Origin of the sequence: Streptomyces venetus, assembly GCF_039540295.1 — a bacterium.
Classification (GTDB): Bacteria; Actinomycetota; Actinomycetes; order Streptomycetales; family Streptomycetaceae; genus Streptomyces; species Streptomyces venetus.
Map to the genome: position 1 here is coordinate 88,224 of NZ_BAABET010000011.1, position 19,032 is coordinate 107,255.

The following is a 19,032-nucleotide window of genomic DNA, read 5'->3' on the forward strand; positions in this document are numbered from 1 at the left end:
TCTCGGGATAGGGTGAAATGCCATGGGACACCGTGAGGATCTGCTGGAGGGCGCCAAGCGCTGCCTGCTGGCGAAGGGGTTCGTGCGCACGACCGCGCGCGACATCGTCAAGGAGTCGGGGACCAACCTGGCGTCGATCGGCTACCACTACGGCTCGAAGGACGCGCTGCTGGCGGAGGCGTACCTCTCGCTGGTCGGTGACCTCTCCGAGGCCTTCGAGGGAGAGGAGCCCGGGGCGAGCACGGCTGAGCCCGGCTCGCTGGAGCGGTTCCAGGAGGTGTGGTCCAACATCATCGGGACCATGCGGGGGCCCGGCTCGATGTGGCGCCTCAGTATGGAGATCGTGGCCATGGGCGACCAGCTGCCCGTGGTGCGCGACCATCTGGCGCAGCAACAGCGGGACGCCGAGCGTGCCCTGGTCGCGCTCTTCACGGGTGTCCGTGAAGAGGACGTCCCGGAGGAGACCCTGGACACGCTCGGCAGGTTCTACACGACGCTGATGACGGGGCTCATCGCACAGTGGAACTTCGACCCCGAGCGGGCGCCCGACGCCGACGCGCTCACCGGAGGGCTGCGCCAGGTGATCGAGGCCGCTACCCGGACGTGACGCGTCCCTCGCGCATCTCGATCGCCCGGTCCGCGAAGTGCCGTACGACCGCCCGGTCGTGGCAGATGAACAGGTAGCCGAGGCCCAGATCGTCCTGGAGGTCGGCGAGCAGGTTCAGCACGCCCGCGCGCACCGACGGGTCGAGTGACGACACCGGTTCGTCCAGGACCAGCAGGCGCGGTTCGCAGGCCAGGGCGCGGGCGATGCCGGCGCGCTGGCACTGGCCGCCGGAGAGCTCGTGCGGGCGGCGGTCGCCGTACGCGGGGTCGAGACCGACCCGGTCGAGGAGTCCGGCGACCCGGGCCGGTCCGTCGCTGGGGTGCCAGCGGCCCTGGATCTTCATCGGTTCGGCGATGGCGTCACGGATGCGGTGGCGGGGGCTCAGTGAGCCGTACGGGTCCTGGAAGACGGGCTGGATGCGCGGCCGGAGCGGACGCAGCTCGCGTTCGGAGAGGGCGGTCAGCTCCCGCCCCTCGAAGCGGACCTCGCCCCGGCACGGCCGGCGCAGCTGGAGCACCGCCAGGGCCGTGGAGGACTTGCCGCAGCCGGACGGGCCGTTCAGGGCGAGGGTCTCACCGGCGGCCAGGGAGAAGGAGACGCCGTCAACGGCGGTGACCGGGCCGTAGCGGACGGACAGGTCGCGGACGTCGAGCAGGGCTTCACTCATGCGGGTCGGCGCTCCTGGAGGAACAAGTCGGCGGCCGGGTGGGGGAGTTCCTCCCAGCGGTGGCAGGCGACCAGGCGTCCGGCCGCCTGCCGGGGCTCCGGCTCGGCCGTGTGGCAGGGGTCTGCCGCGATGGGGCAGCGCGGGGCGAAGGCGCAGCGCGGCGGGAGCGTGCCCGGGGCGGGCGGGGTGCCGCGCAGGGCCGGGAGACGGCGGCCCGGGGTGGCGTTGTGCGGGAGGGACGCCAGCAGACCGGCCGTGTAGGGGGCCCGGGGGCGGTCCAGCACCTCGTCCGTCGGACCGAGTTCGGAGAGGCGTCCGGCGTACATGACCAGTACCCGGTCCGCGTATCCGCGTACGGCGTCCATGTCGTGCGTGACCAGGACGAGCGCGGCGCCGGTCGCCTCCCGCCGCTCGGCGAGCAGCCGCAGCACCAGGTCGCGGTGCTCCTCGTCGAGGGCGGTGGTGGGTTCGTCGGCGACCACGACGTCCGGTTCATTGACAGTGGCCATGGCGATCACCGCGCGCTGCCGCATGCCGCCGGAGTACTCGTGCGGATACGCCCGCGCCCTGCGTGCCGCGTCCGGGATGCCGACCCGGTCCAGGGCCGCGACCGCCCGGGACCGGGCCTCCGCGCGGGAGACCCGGGCCACCGACCGTACGGCGGCGGCGAGTTGGTCGCCCACCGGATGCACGGGGGACAGCGCCGACAGCGCGTCCTGCGGGACGAGTGAGATACGGCGGCCGCGCGCGGCCGAGAGGTCCGGGCTGATCGTCCCGCTCGTGGCCGCGTCACGCGGCAGCATGCCGAGGAGCGCGCGGGCCGTGAGGGACTTGCCCGCTCCCGACTCGCCGACGACCGCCAGCACTTCACACGGGCGGACGTCGAAGGACAGGCCGCGCACGGCCTCGACCCCGTCGAAGGCGATCCGCAGGTCGCGCACCGACAGCAGTGCCTCGGACGAGAGCAATGCCTCGGACGGCAGCCGTGCCTCAGACTCCAACGGGGGCCTCCTTCTCGATCTCGACCCGAGCCGGGGTGACCGGCCGTACTCTCCGGCCCTGGGTGAGTGCCGCGCCCGACACCGCGAGTCCGGCCAGCAGGGTCAGTGCCACCGCCGGGGCGAGGGCCGCCCAGGGGGCGCGTTCCACATACGCCCGGGACTCCTCCAGCAGCAGGCCCCACTCGGGGGCGGGCGGCTGGGCGCCCAGGCCCAGGAAGCCCAGCGAAGCGAGGGCCAGGGCGATGCCCGGCAGACGCAGCAGGGCGTGGCGGGCGACCGGGGCGGCGACGGACGGCAGGACATGCCGGGTGAGGATCCAGAAGGGGCTCGCCCCGATGGCCCGTTGGGCGGTCAGGAACGCCGACGCCCGTACCTCCTGGACCAGCGCCGCCGCGTGCGCGGACAGGGCCGGCCAGGAGAGCAGCGCGACCGCGAGGGCCGCCCCGCCGGTGCCGGGGCCGACGGCCGCCGCGACCAGGATGCCGACGATCACCGGTGGCAGCGCGTTGGCGATGTCGGCCGCGCCCGAGGCGATACCCGGCAGGAAGCCCAGCGCGAGCGCGATCAGCAGGCCCAGCAGGCTGACGGCCGCCGCCGTGCCGACCGTCGAGGCGGCGCCGTGCCCGAGCCGGGCCAGCACGTCACGGCCGAGACCGTCGGTGCCCAGCGGATGCGCCCAGGAGGGCGGGGCGAGCCGGACCGTCGTGTCCACGGCGTACGGGTCGCGCAGCAGTCCCCAGCCGATGGTCAGCAGCAGGACGGCGGCCAGTGCGGCCGGGAAGGCCGGGTGCGCGCGGACCGGGCGGGCCGGGGGCAGCGTCAGCCCGGCGTCGCGCAGGGCCGGCCCCAGCAGCCGCCGTCGTACGACCGCCGCCAGGGCACCCGCGACCAGGCCGAGCAACAGCAGGGCGAGGACGGAGCCCTGGAGCAGCGGCAGGTCCTGCGACCTGGCCGCGCCGAGGGCCGTACGGCCGATGCCGGGCACCGCGAACACCGTCTCCACGGCCACCGCCCCGCCGGTCAGACCGACCGCGACCATCCCGAACTGCGGGACCAGCGGCGGCAGGACGCGCCGCAGCGCCGCCCCGGCGATCCGGGCCCGGCTCACCCCGGCCCCCCGCCACAGCTCCACCCAGCGCTCCTCGAGCACGGCGGGCAGCGCGTCGGCGACCAGCCGCCCGAGCAGCCCGCCCGCCGGGACGCCGAGGGCCAGCGCGGGCAGCACCAGGTACGCGGCGCTCTGCCAGCCGGACGTCGGCAACCACCCCAGCCACACCCCGAACACCAGCAGCACGACGGTGGCCAGCAGGAACTCCGGTACGGCCGCGAGCATCGCGGCGAACGCCCCGGCCGAGCCGCGCCCACGCACCAGCACCGGCGCCACGAGCGCGGCGGCCAGCAGTACGGCGACGCCCAGTGCCGCGCCCATCAGGGCCAGCGACACCTGGAGCCCGGCGAGCACGGACGGCAGGACGTCATGGCCCGACACCCAGGAGGTGCCCAGGTCCCCGTGCAGCAGGTCCCCGGCCCACCGCCCCAGCAGGGACAGGGGACCGGCGTCCAGACCGAGGTCCGCGCGGATCGATGCCAGCGCCTGAGGAGTCGCCTCCCGCTCGGCCGACCGGGCGCGCAGCACGGTGAGCGCCGGGTCGCGGTGGGAGAGCCAGGGCAGCAGCCCGACGACGGCCAGGACGGCGAGGAGGCCCACGCAGCGGGTCACACCGGCCGCGTGCTTCGCGACGGACCTCACTTGACGTACGTGTCCGCCGTGACGAGTTCGCGCTCGCGCGGGTCGTGCGCGGCGCCCACGACTGCGGCGGCGTCGCCCTGGATCACCCGCTCGTGGAGCATCGGGACGGCCGCGTCCCGGGCCAGGACGGCGGCCTCGGCCTCCACGACCGCCTTGCGGCGGGCGTCGCCGACCGGGGTGTCCGCGGCCTTCTTCAGCGCCTCGTCGATGTCCGGGTCGGTCAGGTGCGAGAGATTGAAGGTGCCGTCGGAGGCGAAGTCGCTGTACAGGTAGGCGGCCGGGTCACCCGAGTCGAGGACGGTGGCCCGGGAGAGGACGAACGCGTCGAAGCGGCCGGCGAGCGCGTCGGACTCGATGTTCGCGTACTCGCGCACGTCCAGCTTCACCCTGAACCCGGCCTTCTGGAGCTGCTGTTGCAGCGCGGCGGCGACCTCCGGCATCTCGGAGCGGTCGGTGTACGTACCGACGGTGATGGTCCTGCCGGCCGGGTCACCCGCCTCGGAGTGCTCGACGGAGGTGCGCAGCCCGGCGGCCCAGGGCAGGGCGGGTCCGAGCAGCCCCTCGGCGACGTCGGCGCGGCCCTCGTACACCCCCTTCACGATCGACTCGGCGTCGACGGCCTCGCGGGCGGCGGCGCGCAGGGCGGGGTCCTTGAAGGAGCCCTTCCGCGTGTTGAGGTAGAGGGTGTTGGTGCGCGGCATCGGGACCTCGGTGACGAGGTCCTGGTCGAGGACGGCGGCCTGCGAGACGGGGATCGCCTCGACGATGTCGGCCTCGCCGCTGCGCAGTGCCGCCGCGCGGGCGGTGCCGTCCGGGACGAACTTCACGTCGATGCCGGGGGACTTGGCCTTCCCGCCCCAGTAGCCGTCGTAGCGGTCGAGGGTGGCGGAGGAGGTGCCGTCGACCTTCGTGAGCTCGAACGGGCCGGTGCCGGCACCGACGGGGTCGACGGTCTTCCCCCGGTAGGCCTTCGCCGCCAGGATCGCCAGTTGAGGGGAGCTCAGCCGCTGCGGGACCAGGGGGTCCTCGGCGGCGGTGGTGACGGTCACCCGGTCGCCGTCGGCCCTCGCGGTCAGGTCGACGCCGTCGAGGATGCGCGGCTTGGGGGAGGCGCCGGCGGCTCTGGTGAGGGACTCGACGACGGTCTCGGGGGTGAGCTTCGTGCCGTCGTGGAAGGTGACGCCGTCGCGCAGGGTGAAGGTCCAGCTTCTGCCGGACCGCCTCCACTCGGTGGCCAGGGCGGGGCGCGCGTCGCCCTCCCGGTCCAGCTCGACCAGGGTCTCGGCGGTCGACCAGCGCGACAGCTTGAACGCGTCGTCGGAGAGCGGGGAGAGGCCGGAGCGGGGTGGCTGGAGCATGGCGACGCGTATGCGTTTCCCTCCGGGCCCGGAGGCGCCCGTGGTCTGCTCCGTGCCGGTGAAGCAGCCGGTGAGCAGGGCGGAGACGGCGGTGAGGGCGGTGGCGGGGAGCAGGCGGCGAGCGGGCAGGCGCACGGAACCCTCCGGGTAAAGGGGTGGTCAAGGGGATGCGCCGACCGTAGCATTGATAATCGTTTTCAACAATGCGTTCTGATCACTGTGGATCACACGGTGGATCACACGGTGGATCACATGGCGGATCGCGTTCCGGATCGCGTTCCGAATCGCGTGGTGGGTCACGTCGGAGAGCGGAGGACCGACTCGATGGCGGACGCCGCGTCGTGGGCGGTCCGGGTGGGGCGGTGCCGCGTGACGGTCCAGGACCGGCCGGCCGACACCCAGACGCTGCGGGCACCGATCGCCGCCGCGCCGGCGATGTCGGCGTGCGGGGAGTCGCCGATCACCCAGGCGCCGTCCAGAGAGCCCCCGACGGCCGCCGCGGCGGCGTGGAAGATCTCCGGCGCGGGCTTCTTGTGGCCGACCGCCTCGGAGACCACCCACCCGTGGGTCAGCTCGTCGAGGCCGGTGTTCCGGATCTTCGTCTCCTGCTGGACGGTACGGCCGTTGGTGACGATGGCCAGCCTCCAGCCCTGCGCGGCCGCCACACCGAGTGCCGTACGGGTCGGCCCGGACAGGGCGACACCCTCGGCCACTCCCCGGTCGAGCAGGACACGGACGGCCTTCTCGTCGACGCCGTACCGGCCCCGTAGGGCCCGGGCGACCTCCTGACGGGGCGTGTACCCGCTCGCGTCCAGAGCCGTCACCCAGTCGATGTCCCGCGCGGGCAGTGCGTACTCGGCCAGAAACGCCGCCACCGCGTCGCGGAACGCGGCGTCCCGGTCCACCAGCGTGTTGTCGAGGTCGATCAGCAGCAGAGGCATGTCCGGGCGGTCCTCAGAGTCGGTGTGCCTTCAGAGCCATGTGCAGCAGGAGGCGGTCCTCGCCGTCGTCCAGGTCGAGGCCGGTGAGCTTCTCGATCCGGGAGAGCCGGTAGTACAGGGTCTGACGGTGGATGCCCAGCTCGGCGGCGGCACGGGCGGCCTGGCCGGCGCAGTCGAGGTAGACCTCGGCGGTACGGGCGAGCTCCTGGTGCACGGGGAAGAGGAGGGCGTGCACGGCGGGGTCGCGGGCCACGTCCGGCGGCAGCGCGGTGAGCAGCCGGAACGGGCCGATCGACGACCACTGGGCGACGGGCCCCAGCCGGGATTCCGCGAGGGCCGCCCGGGCCGCCGCCGATGCCTCCCACCACGCGGCGCCCAGGTCGGCGAGGCCGGAGCGCGGGGTGGCGACACCCGCGGACGGTCCGCGCGAGGGGCCGTACGCAGTGGCTCCCGCCGGCCCGCGCGAGGGGCCGTGCGGGGCGGCGCCGCCCGGTCCGCCGGCCGTGCCCCCGGGGTCGCGGGAGGCCGCTGCGCCTGACGCGCCGGAGGAGGCTCCGCCCGGGCCGCCGGTGGCCGGTCCGCTCGGAACGGCACCCGACCGGCTCCCTGGCGTGCCGCCCGATCCGCTCCCCCCGCGCGCCCGCTCCAGCAGTCGCCCCGCCGCCGTCGTCGCCGGGGTCAGGACATCCGTCGAGCGCAGGCGGATCAGCACCGCCACGCACTGGTCCGCCGCTCCCCACGGCAGCGTGCACAGCGCTGTCGCCCCTGGTACGGCTCGGCCCGACGGCGCGTCGTCGGGGTCGGCCGACGGCCAGGGAGCGACACACACCACCGTGTGCGGGCCGTCGGCGCGGGTGCCGAGGGCGGTGCGGAGTTCCGCCACGGCCATGTCCCGCTGCCAGTCGCGCTCCGCGGTGAGCACCGCCCGCAGTTCGCGGCTGAGGTCGGCACCGTGCTGGGCCTCGTCCGCGAGCAGGGCGCCGATGCGGGCCGTGACCCGCATGGCGGCGGACAGCTGCCGCTCGCTCGGGCCGGGATCGTCGTCCAGCAGCCAGACGTAGCCGTGCACCACACCCCGGTGCCGGACGGGGAGGCAGATCCGGCCCCGCAGGACCCCGGCCTCCGGTGTCGGCGGGATACGGACCGGTTCCGTCGCGCGGGTGATGCCGAACCCCTCGAACCACGCCCGGACGGCGGCGGTCGAGCGGCGGGTGAGGATCGAGCGGGTGCGCACCGGGTCCAGGGCCGAGGGATCGAGGTCGCCCTCACTGTCGTAGGCGCCGAAGGCGATCAGCTCGAAGTCCCGGTTCTCCAGGGTCGCGGGCGCCCCGAGCAGCTCCGAGATCTCGTCGACCAGCTCCTCGTAGTCCCCCCGGTGTTCCGACGTCATGCGGGCATTGTCGCGCACCCCCGAGGTGCCTTCATACATCTGTCTGAGATCTGCGGCACGGATGCGTGACAGCTGTCGATGGCCCACGATCGGAGGGATCCTTAGGTTTCACGGTGGTTCTCCGTGCCGTACCCAGGGCGTCATCCGTCCGGTGTCCGGCCATCCGTTGGTTGTGCTCTGGAGGTGCCCCGTGCTGGGTCCCGTGATTCTCGCCGCGTCTCGCAGCGACCGGATGCGACGCCTGATCTCGGCGGCCCCGGTGACCAAGCAGGTCGTCGACCGCTTCATCCCGGGCGATGACGTCGACGACATCGTCCCGGTCATCCGGAGTCTCGCCGAGCGGGGTCTGGAGCTGACGATGGACGTGGTCGGCGAGGACATCACCAATCCGGCGCAGGCCGCCGCCGCCCGGGACGCCTATCTGGAGCTGATCGACCGGCTGAAACCACTGGAGCTCGGCACCCGCGCCGAGATGTCGGTGAAGCTGTCGATGTTCGGGCAGGCCCTGCCCGGCGGTCACGAACTGGCCCTCTCCAACGTCCGGCCGGTCGTCGAGGCGGCTGCCGAGATCGGCACGACGGTCACCCTGGACGCCGAGGACCACACCACCCTCGACTCGATGTTCGCCATCCACGAGGACCTGCGGAAGGATTTCCCGCAGACCGGCTGCGTCATCCAGGCGTACCTCTTCCGCACCGAGGCCGACGCCCGCCGCCTCGCCGCGAACGGCAGCCGGGTCCGCCTGGTCAAGGGCGCGTACAAGGAGCCCGCCTCGGTCGCGTACCTGGACAAACACGAGATCGACCGGGCATACGTCCGCATCCTCCGGACGTTGATGCGGGGGGAGGGGTACCCGATGATCGGGTCCCACGACCCCCGGCTGATCGCCATCGGCCAGGAGCTCGCCCGCCAGGCCGGGCGCAAGCTCGACGAGTACGAGTTCCAGATGCTCTACGGCATCCGCGGCGAGGAGCAGTCCCGCCTCGTCGCCGAGGGCCACCGCATGCGCGTCTACACCGCGTACGGCACCGACTGGTACGGCTACTTCATGCGCCGACTCGCGGAGAAGCCGGCCAACCTGCGCTTCTTCGCCCGCTCGATGCTCACCAAGGGCTGAGACCGAACCACCGCTCAGTAAGGAGTTACGGAAAACATGGACGCTGTGACCCAGGTCCCCACCCCCGTCAACGAGCCGGTGCACGGCTACGCCCCCGGCTCGCCCGAGCGTGCCCGGCTGGAGGCCAGGCTGAAGGAGCTGGCCGACAACCCGGTCGACCTGCCCTGCACCATCGGCGGCGAGAAGCGGATGGGCGGCGGCGAGGCCTTCCAGGTCGTCCAGCCGCACAACCACAAGGCCGTGCTCGGTACGTACCGCAACGCCACCCAGCAGGACGCGCAGGACGCCATCGACGCGGCCCTGGCCGCCGCGCCCGCCTGGCGCGCCATGTCCTTCGACGACCGCGCGGCGATCATCCTGCGCGCCGCCGAGCTGCTGTCCGGCCCGTGGCGCGAGACGCTCGCCGCCTCCACCATGCTCGGCCAGTCCAAGACCGCCCAGCAGGCCGAGATCGACACGCCCTGTGAGCTGATCGACTTCTGGCGCTTCAACGTCTCCTACGCCCGCAAGCTCCTGGCCGAGCAGCCCCCGGCCAACTCCCCGGGCGTGTGGAACCGTCTGGACCACCGTCCGCTGGAGGGCTTCGTCTACGCGATCACGCCCTTCAACTTCACCGCGATCGCGGGCAACCTGCCGACGGCCCCCGCCCTGATGGGCAACGTCGTCGTCTGGAAGCCGTCCCCGACGCAGACCCACGCCGCCGTGCTGCTGATGCAGCTGCTGGAGGAGGCGGGCCTGCCCAAGGGCGTCATCAACCTCGTCACCGGTGACGGCATCGAGGTCTCCAAGGTCGCCCTGGAGCACCGCGACCTCGCCGGCATCCACTTCACCGGCTCGACCAAGACCTTCCAGTACCTGTGGAAGACGGTCGGCAACAACATCGAGAAGTACCGCACCTACCCGCGCCTCGTCGGCGAGACCGGCGGCAAGGACTTCCTCGTCGCCCACCCGTCGGCCGACCCGGCGATCCTGAAGACGGCGTTCACCCGGGGTGCCTTCGAGTTCCAGGGCCAGAAGTGCAGCGCCACCTCCCGGGCGTACATCCCGGCCTCGATCTGGAACTCGGGCTTCAAGGAGGAGCTCGCGGCCGAGGTCGACGGCATCAAGATGGGTGACGTCACCGACCTGTCGAACTTCATCGGCGCCGTCATCGACGAGCGTGCCTTCGCCAAGAACAAGGCCGCCATCGACCGCGCCAAGGAGGACGCCACCTGCACGATCGTCGCGGGCGGCACCTACGACGACTCCGAGGGGTACTTCGTCCGCCCGACCGTGATCGAGTGCACCGACCCGGAGAACGAGGTGTTCCGCACCGAGTACTTCGGCCCGATCATCGCCGTGCACGTCTACGAGGACGACAAGTACGACGAGATGCTGACCCAGATGGAGTCCGTCTCCGACTACGCCCTGACCGGCTCGGTCATCGCGAACGACCGCGCGGCGGCCGCCTACACGGCGGACAAGCTCCGCTACGCGGCCGGCAACTTCTACATCAACGACAAGTCGACCGGCGCCGTCGTCGGCCAGCAGCCCTTCGGCGGCGGCCGCGCCTCCGGCACCAACGACAAGGCCGGCGCCCCGCAGAACCTGATGCGCTGGACCCTGACCCGCGCCATCAAGGAGACCCTGGTCCCGCCGACCGACTACACGTACCCGCACATGGGCTGAGCCCCCGCGTGACCGACGGGCCGGGTCCCCAGGACCCGGCCCGTCGGTGTCTTCCCGGTCTTCCGGCCGGTGCATAAATCGTTCGAGAGGCGCCCGGCCCCTTCACATACTGGGCGGATGACCATCCGCGTACGTACCGCCCACACCGCCGACCTCGCCCCCGCCGAACTGCACGCCGTGCGGGCCCTCCTGGACGCCGCCTTCGAGGGCGACTTCGGTGACGAGGACTGGGACCACGGCCTCGGCGGCATGCACGCCCTCGTGTACGACGCCTCGGGGCTCGCCGCGCACGGGGCGGTCGTGATGCGCCGGGTGCGGCACCGCGGCCGGTGGCTGCGCGCCGGGTACGTCGAGAACGTCGCCGTCCGCGCCGACGCCCGCCGCACCGGCCTCGGCGGGCGGGTCATGGCGGAACTGGAACGCGTCGTCGACCGCGCCTACGACTTCGGTGCCCTCTCCGCCAGCGACGACGGCGCCCGGCTCTACACCTCCCGGGGCTGGCGGCTCTGGCGCGGCCAGGTGCACGCCCTCAGCCCGCGGGACGGCGTCGTCCGCCTGCCGGAGGAAGAGGACAGCACGTACGTACGGCCCGCCCTCGCCGGTCCGCTCGACCCGGCGCACGAGCTGCTCTTCGACTGGCGCGACGGCGACGTGCTCTAGAGATCGCCGCAGGTCAGCGCGGTGTGACCCAGTCCACCGTCTCAGATAGTAGGAAGTCCGAGTAATTGTGGAGACAGACGCTCCCACCTCCCTTACTTTTGTAGGAGCCGAACGTCTCGCTCGACCAAGCGAATGGCGGTCGTGAGCCGGGCCCCGTGCAGGCAACCCCTGCGGCACCGCTCCCCGCCCCTCCGGCGTCTCGTATCTCTCTCTGCGCTCCACGCTGTCGAAGGAGTCGATTTCCCATGGCCGAGACGACCGTCCGCCGCCGAGTCCGCCACGTCTCCCGTACGAGCGAGTCCGACCGCAAGAACGCCGCCGCCGCCCTCCAGCGCGCCCTCGACCGCAGGGACAACGGCGGGTCCAGCGGCCACTGAGCCGTCACACCCCTGGTCCGGGAGCCGCCCGACGGGGCGCGGTGCGGGGTCTCACGCCCCGCGCCGCACCTCGAAATGGTCGATCCGCTCACCGTCCGACGCCAGCGCCGACACCTTCAGCCTCGGCGCGGCGCCGCTCACGGCCTCCACCGAGAGGAACGAGAAGCCGCGGTAGCGCACGCGTGACCACTGCACCGACTCCGCCTTCGTGCCCTGGGACTTGGTCCACCGGAACGTGGCGACCGACTCGCGGTCGGCGATGTTCCCCTCGTAGCTCTCCTTCACGCCGTCGGGAAAGCCGTACAGGTCCTTGCCGCCGCCGCCCGCCGTGACGTACACGATCCCGTCCCGCCGCGGATCCGTCGTCCCGCCGACCGGCACCGGCCTGCCCACCTCGCCGTTCTTGACGGCGTCGGTCCGCTCGTAGACGTGGTTGTGCCCGTTGATCACCAGGTCCACCTCGTGCCGGGCGAACAGCGGCAGCCACTCGGCGCGCACCCCGCCGTCGGAGGCGTGCGTGGACGTCGAGTAGGCGCAGTGGTGGAAGAAGACGACGACGAAGTCGACTGCGGCGTCGGCCCGCAGTGCGCCGAGCTTCTCGTCCAGCCACTTCGTCTGCCGCCCCTGCGTGTAGCCGAAGTTGGCGGGGATCTCGTACGACACGTCGTTCGCGTCCAGGGCGACCACGCCGACGTTGCCGTACGTGAAGGCGTACACCCCCGGTGCCGTGCGCGCGTCGAAGCCGCTGTCCGGCAGGGAGAAGCGGGCGAGTTGCCCGCCGTAGCCGTCCGGCGAGTACCAGGCCTCCATGTCGTGGTTGCCGGTCGTCACCATCCACGGCACCGACCTGGCCACCGGTTCGGTCTGCTTGAGGAACCGGTCCCACTGCCCGGCGTCGAAGACGTCCGACTCCTTGCCCTTGCCGGTCGGGTCGGCGTAGCAGATGTCACCGGCGTGCAGATGGAAGGCGGGGTTCCGGCGCAGCAGCGTGCGGTCGTTGAGGGCCGCCTCCTCGCCGACGCCCTGATCGCCGAACGCGGTGAACACGAACCGCTCCGGAGGGCTCGCCGGTGCCGTGCGGAAGGTCGTGACGGTCGACCGGTGCTTGGGGGACGCCGGGTCGAAGCCCTCGTGGCCGACGCCGTAGTAGTACGTCGTGCCCGGACGCAGGCCGTCCAGCGCCGCGTGCAGGTAGTACTGCTCGACCGCCGGCCGTACGCCCTTCAGCCCCGGGGTGTGCAGATCGCGCAGCTCGGCCTCGACCTTGCGGCCCAGGTCGTCGGGGCGCAGGCCGACCCGGACGTACGGCTTCTTCACCGCGAGCGGCACCTGCCAGGAGATCCGCATCTGGGTCTTCGGGTCGGCGCCGAAGGCGAGGTGGCGGCCGAAGGGCGTGATGAAGGAGCCAGGGGCCTTCGACGTGCTCGGTGACGGGTCCCTGGTCGCCGTGGCGCCGCCCTGGCCGGAACCGGAACCGGAGCCGCAGCCGGTCAGCAGTCCGCTCGCCACCGCGCCGGCCGTCACCAGCGTGCGCCGCCGCGACAGGCGCGTCCGCAGGTACTCGTGCTGTTCCGCCATGCTCATCCGGTCCGCGAGCCGCCGGGGGATGCCGAAGTCGGGAGTCTCCATGGGAGTCAATTTCCCAGCGAGGCCCAACACCGGTCCGACATACGGGTGAACGATGGTCGACGTGTCCGTATCGCGGACGCCGTGTGTCATCACATGGGACGAGGAGTAGGGTGCCCGCATGTCTCGCAGCATCAATCTCGCAGTGATCCCCGGTGACGGCATCGGCCAGGAGGTCGTGGCCGAAGGCCTGAAGGTCCTCTCCGCCGTCCTTCCGCAGGATGTGAAGCTGGAGACCAAGGAGTACGACTTCGGCGCCCGGCGCTACCACGCCACCGGTGAGACCCTCACCGACGCCGACCTCGACGCCCTGAAGCAGCACGACGCCATCCTGCTCGGCGCGATCGGCGACCCGAGCGTGCCGTCCGGCGTCCTGGAGCGCGGCTTCCTGCTCAAGCTCCGTTTCGCCTTCGACCACCACGTCAACCTGCGGCCGAGCAAGCTGCTCCCCGGTGTGGCCACCCCGCTGGCCGGCGAGCCGCAGATCGACTTCGTCGTGGTCCGCGAGGGCACCGAGGGCCCGTACACCGGCAACGGCGGCACGATCCGCAAGGGCACCGAGCACGAGGTCGCCACCGAGGTCTCCGTGAACACGGCCTACGGTGTCGAGCGCGTGGTCCGCGACGCCTTCGCGCGTGCCCAGGCCCGCCCGCGCAAGAAGCTGGCGCTGATCCACAAGAACAACGTGCTGACCTTCGCGGGTCACCTGTGGACGAACATCTTCAACAAGGTGGCCGAGGAGTTCCCCGAGGTCACCACCGAGTACATGCACGTCGACGCGGCCACCATCTACCTGGTCACCCAGCCCGAGCGCTTCGACGTGATCGTCACCGACAACCTCTTCGGCGACATCGTCACCGACCTCGCCGCGGCCGTCTCCGGCGGCATCGGCGTGGCGGCCTCCGGCAACATCAACCCGTCCGGAGAGTTCCCGTCCATGTTCGAGCCCGTGCACGGCTCGGCCCCGGACATCGCCGGCCAGGGCAAGGCCGACCCGAGCGCCACGGTGCTCTCCGTCGCCCTGCTCCTGCGCCACCTCGGCCACGAGGCCGAGGCCGACCGCATCGACGCGGCGGTCGCCGCCGACCTCGCGGAGCGCACCGGCAAGCCCGCCCGCTCCACCTCGGAGATCGGCGACGCGCTCGCCGTACGCGTAGCCGGCTGACCCGCCGCTGCTTATCCCAAGCCGCCGGGTCGCATCCGCACCCGGCGGCTTCCGCATGTTCCCGCCGGGTGCCACCATCGACCACCGGGCCGGATTCACCCCGTTCCTTCCGCCGCCGCCCCCGGGCGATAATCGAACGTGGAGCCGCGGAATGAGGGAATGCTCGGACGTCCTAGCACTGGTCACCATCAGAGCAGTACCGAGCGCGGCCCGTCACTACAACCGGTGAAGGACATCAACCCATGACGACGCCCACGATCGAGCTCAAGCCCTCCGCCAACCCGCTCTCCGCCGCAGAACGCGAGGCGATCCTGGCCAGCCCCGGGTTCGGCCGCCACTTCACCGACCACATGGTGACGATCAAGTGGACGGAGGGCCGCGGCTGGCACGACGGTCAGCTCGTGCCGTACGCGCCGATCTCCCTCGACCCCGCGACCACGGTCCTGCACTACGCGCAGGAGATCTTCGAGGGCCTGAAGGCCTACCGCCGCCCCGACGGCTCGGTCGCCACGTTCCGCCCGGAGAAGAACGCCGAGCGCTTCCAGCGGTCCGCGCGCCGGCTGGCGATGCCCGAGCTGCCGGTCGAGACGTTCATCGAGGCGTGCGACGCGCTGGTGAAGCAGGACAAGGCGTGGGTCCCCGCGCACGGTGGCGAGGAGTCCCTCTACCTGCGTCCGTTCATGATCGCGACCGAGGTCGGTCTGGGTGTGAAGCCGGCCAACGAGTACCTGTTCCTGGTGATCGCCTCCCCGGCCGGCGCGTACTTCCCCGGCGGGGTGAAGCCGGTGTCCATCTGGGTCTCCGAGGACCGTGTCCGGGCCGTGCCCGGCGGTATGGGCGACGCCAAGACCGGCGGCAACTACGCGGCGTCCCTGCTCGCGCAGGCCGAGGCCGCGGCGAAGGGGTGCGACCAGGTCTGCTACCTCGACGCCGTGGAGCACACGTGGGTCGAGGAACTGGGCGGCATGAACCTGTACTTCGTGTACGGGGACAGGATCGTCACGCCGTCGCTCACCGGGTCGATCCTGGAGGGTGTCACGCGGGACTCCCTGCTCGCCGTCGCCCGTGACCTCGGGTACGAGGCCGAGGAGGGCAGGGTGTCGGTCGAGCAGTGGCAGCGGGACTCGGAGAACGGGTCGCTGACCGAGGTGTTCGCCTGCGGTACGGCTGCCGTGATCACGCCGGTCGGTACGGTGAAGCGGGCCGGGACGGAGTGGAAGCAGAGTGGGGGCGAGCCGGGCGAGGTGACGCTGCGGCTTCGGCAGGCGCTGCTGGACATTCAGCGGGGGACGGCTCCTGACACGCACGGTTGGATGCACCAGCTGGGCTGAGTACCCCTGGCCCCGGGGGCTCCGCCCCCCGGACCCCCGGCCTGAACGTGCGCCCGGGTAGTACTCAATTCGGCGGATTGACCGTGCTGCTGGTAGTGATGTTGGCTCTTCAGGAGCCCTCGGCGCGGGGCCGGGGGAGCAGCGTCCACGGGGATCACGGGGGTCGGGGATCACGGGGACCGCGGGGAACACAGGGGGAGTACATGACCAGCACCAGGAGGGCCACGTCCGGCGCGCTCGGAGTGGCCCTGGCCGTCACGCTCGGCGTCACCGCCGCGCTGCCCGCGACCGCGGCACCGGCGCCCGCGCCACGGACCGAGAAGGCGAGCGTCGCCCCGGACGGCTCCGAGGGAAATGCCTCCTCCAGCGGGCCGAGCCTGAGCGCCGACGGCCGGTATCTGGCCTTCGTCTCCAGTGCCGGCAACCTCGTCGCCGGTGACACCGACGGCGCCGCCGACGCCTTCGTGCGCGACCTGAAGACCGGCACGACCCGGCTTGCGAGCAGCGCGGCGGGCGTGGGCCCCGTCGACGACGTCGCCCTGAGCGGCAACGGCCGGTACCTGGCCTTCAGCGCCACCGGCACCGGCGACGGCCTTGGCCACATCTGGGTCAAGGACCTGAAGACCGACGCCCTCCAGCGCGTCAAGGACACCGTCGACACCGGGTACGACACCGCCCGGCAGCCCGCCATCAGCGGCGACGGCCGCTACGTCGCCTTCGTCGCCGAGCGCTCCGAGTTCACCCAGGGCGACGACGTCCGGGGACGCGTCTACCGCGTGGACCGCACCAGCGGCAAGGCCGTCCGCGTCAGCCAGGTGCCCGCCCCGGGCGACCGCAAGACCGCCGCCACCCACCCGTCCATCAGCGCCGACGGCAGCCGCGTCGGCTACCGGTTCTTCGTCCCGCACCCCGCCTCGGGCGACTGGAGCGACGCCTGGGTCCGTGACGTGCCGAGCGGCGAGCTGATCCAGGCCGACCGGGCGCCGGACGGCAGGACGTCCGACGGGCAGAGCGAGTTCCCGCAGATCAGTGCCGACGGCCGGTACGCGGTCTTCAACTCGCTCGACTCGCAGCTCACCCCGGACGACACCAACAAGGGACACAACGTCTTCGTCCGGGATCTGAAGACGGGAGGGCTCCGGCGCATCGACGCCGCCGACCCGGCCGCCTTCACCGCCTTTCCGCAGCTCAGCGCCGACAATCGGCACCTGGCCTTCATCTCGGCCGACCCGGGCGACACCGACTACACCTATCGCGCCTACCTCCGTGATCTGCGCACCGGTCGCACCGTCCTGGTCAGCGCGGACACCGAGGGCGGTCCGAACGACCAGAGCGTGTCCGCCCCGGTGCCCGACCGGCACGGCCGCAAGGTCGCCTTCGCCAGCTCCTCGCCCGACCTCGTGCCCGGCGACACGTACGACACCTCGCACGTCTACGTCCGCCGTCTCTCGTGACTGACCGCATTCTGAGACAACCGTGAGTGAGGTGCGGGGGCTGTGCCACACTGCCCTCGTGCTCTCGTTCGCCATGATTATTGGCAGCAGGCGCGCCGGTCCGCAGTGACCGCCACGTACGACCAGGTACGGGCGGACACCGTCGTCCTCGACCCGCGCGCAGACCTCTCGCACCCGCGAGAGGTTTTTCGCTTTTCTGGCCCACCCGCAGTCAGGAGCGAGAGCGCGAGGGAGTATGTGGGGGCGGTGGAGCCGGTCATTCCGGTACGACCGAGATCCAATCCTCAGGAGCCTGAGACATGACCAAAACCAGCGAGCTCGACGATTCCTTCCACGTCTTCGACACCACCCTGCGCGACGGCGCCCAGCGGGAGGGCATCAACCTCACCGTCGCCGACAAGCTCGCCATCGCCCGGCACCTGGACGACTTCGGCGTGGGCTTCATCGAGGGTGGCTGGCCGGGCGCGAACCCCCGGGACACCGAGTTCTTCGCCCGCGCCCAGCAGGAGATCGACTTCCGGCACGCCCAGCTGGTCGCGTTCGGCTCCACCCGCCGGGCCGGCGCGACCGCAGCGGAGGACCCGCAGGTCAAGGCGCTCCTGGGGTCAGGCGCGCAGGTGATCACGCTGGTCGCCAAGTCGCACGACCGCCATGTCGAGCTCGCCCTGCGCACCACCCTGGACGAGAACCTGGCGATGGTCCGCGACACGGTGTCGTTCCTCAAGGAGCAGGGCCGCCGGGTCTTCGTCGACTGCGAGCACTTCTTCGACGGCTACCGCGCGAACCCCGAGTACGCGAAGTCCGTGGTCCGCACGGCGTCGGAGGCGGGCGCCGACGTGGTGATCCTCTGCGACACCAACGGCGGCATGCTCCCGGCGCAGATCCAGGCGGTCGTCTCCACCGTCCTCGCCGACACCGGCGCCCGGCTCGGCATCCACACCCAGGACGACACCGGCTGCGCGGTGGCCAACACCCTGGCCGCCGTCGACGCGGGCGCGACACACGTGCAGTGCACCGCCAACGGGTACGGCGAGCGCGTCGGCAACGCGAACCTCTTCCCGGTCGTGGCGGCGCTGGAACTGAAGTACGGCAAGAAGGTCCTGCCCGAGGGCCGGCTGCGCGAGATGACGCGCATCTCGCACGCGATCGCCGAGGTGGTCAACCTGACCCCCTCCACACACCAGCCCTACGTCGGCCTCTCCGCCTTCGCCCACAAGGCCGGACTGCACGCCTCGGCCATCAAGGTCGACCCGGACCTGTACCAGCACATCGACCCCGAGCTGGTCGGCAACACCATGCGGATGCTGGTCTCCGACATGGCCGGCCGGGCCTCCATCGAGCTCAAGGGCAAGGAGCTCGGCATCGACCTGGGCGGCGACCGGGAGCTGGTGGGCCGGGTGGTCGAGCGGGTCAAGGAGCGCGAGCTCAAGGGCTACACGTACGAGGCGGCCGACGCCTCCTTCGAACTCCTCCTGCGCACCGAGGTCCAGGGCAGGCCGCTGCGGTACTTCGAGGTCGAGTCCTGGCGGGCCATCGTCGAGGACCGGCCCGACGGCTCCCACGCCAACGAGGCCACGGTCAAGCTCTGGGCCAAGGGCGAGCGCATCGTCGCCACGGCCGAGGGCAACGGCCCGGTCAACGCCCTCGACCGGGCCCTGCGCGTCGGCCTGGAGAAGATCTACCCGCAGCTCGCCAAGCTGGAGCTGGTGGACTACAAGGTCCGCATCCTGGAGGGCAAGCACGGCACCAACTCGACGACCCGCGTCCTGATCTCCACGTCGGACGGCTCGGGCGAGTGGTCCACGGTGGGCGTCGCCGAGAACGTCATCGCCGCGAGCTGGCAGGCCTTGGAGGACGCGTACACCTACGGGCTGCTGCGGGCCGGGGTGGATCCGGCCGAGTAGCCGGCCACCTGCCCGG

General features: G+C 72.0%; 16 protein-coding genes. 9 read left to right on the top strand and 7 right to left on the bottom strand.

The window, feature by feature from the left end; translation table 11 throughout:
• Positions 1-22 precede the first annotated feature (22 nt).
• Positions 23-607, top strand: coding sequence for a TetR/AcrR family transcriptional regulator (locus tag ABEA82_RS31195; protein WP_345665075.1), 585 nt, complete (start codon positions 23-25; stop codon positions 605-607).
• Here ABEA82_RS31195 and ABEA82_RS31200 read toward each other — a convergent pair.
• From ABEA82_RS31200 to ABEA82_RS31225, 6 genes are all read right to left on the bottom strand, one after another.
• Complete coding sequence (locus ABEA82_RS31200; protein WP_345665076.1) at positions 594-1,274, bottom strand: ATP-binding cassette domain-containing protein; 681 nt, start codon at positions 1,272-1,274, stop codon at positions 594-596. The two genes, ABEA82_RS31195 and ABEA82_RS31200, sit on opposite strands and share 14 nt — an antisense overlap.
• Positions 1,271-2,275, bottom strand: a complete 1,005-nt coding sequence (locus ABEA82_RS31205; protein ID WP_345665077.1) for an ABC transporter ATP-binding protein — start codon at positions 2,273-2,275, stop codon at positions 1,271-1,273. The genes ABEA82_RS31200 and ABEA82_RS31205 overlap by 4 nt, the downstream gene beginning before the upstream one ends.
• Positions 2,265-4,025, bottom strand: coding sequence for an ABC transporter permease subunit (locus ABEA82_RS31210; protein ID WP_345665078.1), 1,761 nt, complete (start codon positions 4,023-4,025; stop codon positions 2,265-2,267). Before ABEA82_RS31210 ends, ABEA82_RS31205 begins: the two co-directional genes overlap by 11 nt.
• Entirely contained in the window at positions 4,022-5,518 is a 1,497-nt protein-coding gene (locus tag ABEA82_RS31215; RefSeq protein WP_345665079.1) for an ABC transporter substrate-binding protein, read from the bottom strand. Before ABEA82_RS31215 ends, ABEA82_RS31210 begins: the two co-directional genes overlap by 4 nt.
• 161 nt (positions 5,519-5,679) lie before the next feature.
• Positions 5,680-6,324, bottom strand: a complete 645-nt coding sequence (locus ABEA82_RS31220) for an HAD family hydrolase (protein ID WP_345665080.1) — start codon at positions 6,322-6,324, stop codon at positions 5,680-5,682.
• A 13-nt stretch (positions 6,325-6,337) separates the two neighbouring features.
• Positions 6,338-7,714 (bottom strand): PucR family transcriptional regulator, encoded by a 1,377-nt coding sequence (locus tag ABEA82_RS31225; RefSeq protein ID WP_345665081.1) that lies wholly within the window; start codon positions 7,712-7,714, stop codon positions 6,338-6,340.
• A 190-nt stretch (positions 7,715-7,904) separates the two neighbouring features.
• Between ABEA82_RS31225 and ABEA82_RS31230 the strand changes: the two genes are divergently transcribed.
• The 4 genes from ABEA82_RS31230 (at position 7,905) to ABEA82_RS31245 (ending at position 11,536) form a co-directional block, all read left to right on the top strand.
• Complete coding sequence (locus ABEA82_RS31230) at positions 7,905-8,831, top strand: proline dehydrogenase family protein (protein ID WP_345665082.1); 927 nt, start codon at positions 7,905-7,907, stop codon at positions 8,829-8,831.
• 36 nt (positions 8,832-8,867) lie between these two features.
• Positions 8,868-10,499 (top strand): L-glutamate gamma-semialdehyde dehydrogenase, encoded by a 1,632-nt coding sequence (gene pruA / locus ABEA82_RS31235; RefSeq protein WP_345665083.1) that lies wholly within the window; start codon positions 8,868-8,870, stop codon positions 10,497-10,499.
• A gap of 117 nt (positions 10,500-10,616) precedes the next feature.
• The gene (locus ABEA82_RS31240; protein ID WP_345665084.1) at positions 10,617-11,159 is read left to right on the top strand and encodes a GNAT family N-acetyltransferase; all 543 of its coding nucleotides are present in this window, start codon (positions 10,617-10,619) and stop codon (positions 11,157-11,159) included.
• Between the two features lie 245 nt (positions 11,160-11,404).
• Positions 11,405-11,536 carry a hypothetical protein gene (locus tag ABEA82_RS31245; protein ID WP_345665085.1) on the top strand — a complete coding sequence of 44 codons (132 nt, stop codon included), beginning with the start codon at positions 11,405-11,407 and terminating at the stop codon, positions 11,534-11,536.
• A 51-nt stretch (positions 11,537-11,587) separates the two neighbouring features.
• On the opposite strand, the gene ABEA82_RS31250 is transcribed toward ABEA82_RS31245, so the two are convergent.
• Entirely contained in the window at positions 11,588-13,165 is a 1,578-nt protein-coding gene (locus tag ABEA82_RS31250; RefSeq protein ID WP_345665086.1) for a purple acid phosphatase family protein, read from the bottom strand.
• A 118-nt stretch (positions 13,166-13,283) separates the two neighbouring features.
• Between ABEA82_RS31250 and ABEA82_RS31255 the strand changes: the two genes are divergently transcribed.
• From ABEA82_RS31255 to cimA, 4 genes are all read left to right on the top strand, one after another.
• Positions 13,284-14,327, top strand: coding sequence for a 3-isopropylmalate dehydrogenase (locus ABEA82_RS31255; RefSeq protein ID WP_345665087.1), 1,044 nt, complete (start codon positions 13,284-13,286; stop codon positions 14,325-14,327).
• Between the two features lie 242 nt (positions 14,328-14,569).
• Positions 14,570-15,658, top strand: coding sequence for a branched-chain amino acid aminotransferase (locus tag ABEA82_RS31260; RefSeq protein ID WP_345665088.1), 1,089 nt, complete (start codon positions 14,570-14,572; stop codon positions 15,656-15,658).
• A 203-nt stretch (positions 15,659-15,861) separates the two neighbouring features.
• The gene (locus ABEA82_RS31265) at positions 15,862-17,112 is read left to right on the top strand and encodes a TolB family protein (protein WP_345665089.1); all 1,251 of its coding nucleotides are present in this window, start codon (positions 15,862-15,864) and stop codon (positions 17,110-17,112) included.
• Between the two features lie 299 nt (positions 17,113-17,411).
• Complete coding sequence (gene cimA / locus ABEA82_RS31270; protein ID WP_345665090.1) at positions 17,412-19,016, top strand: citramalate synthase; 1,605 nt, start codon at positions 17,412-17,414, stop codon at positions 19,014-19,016.
• Positions 19,017-19,032: the final 16 nt, after the last annotated feature.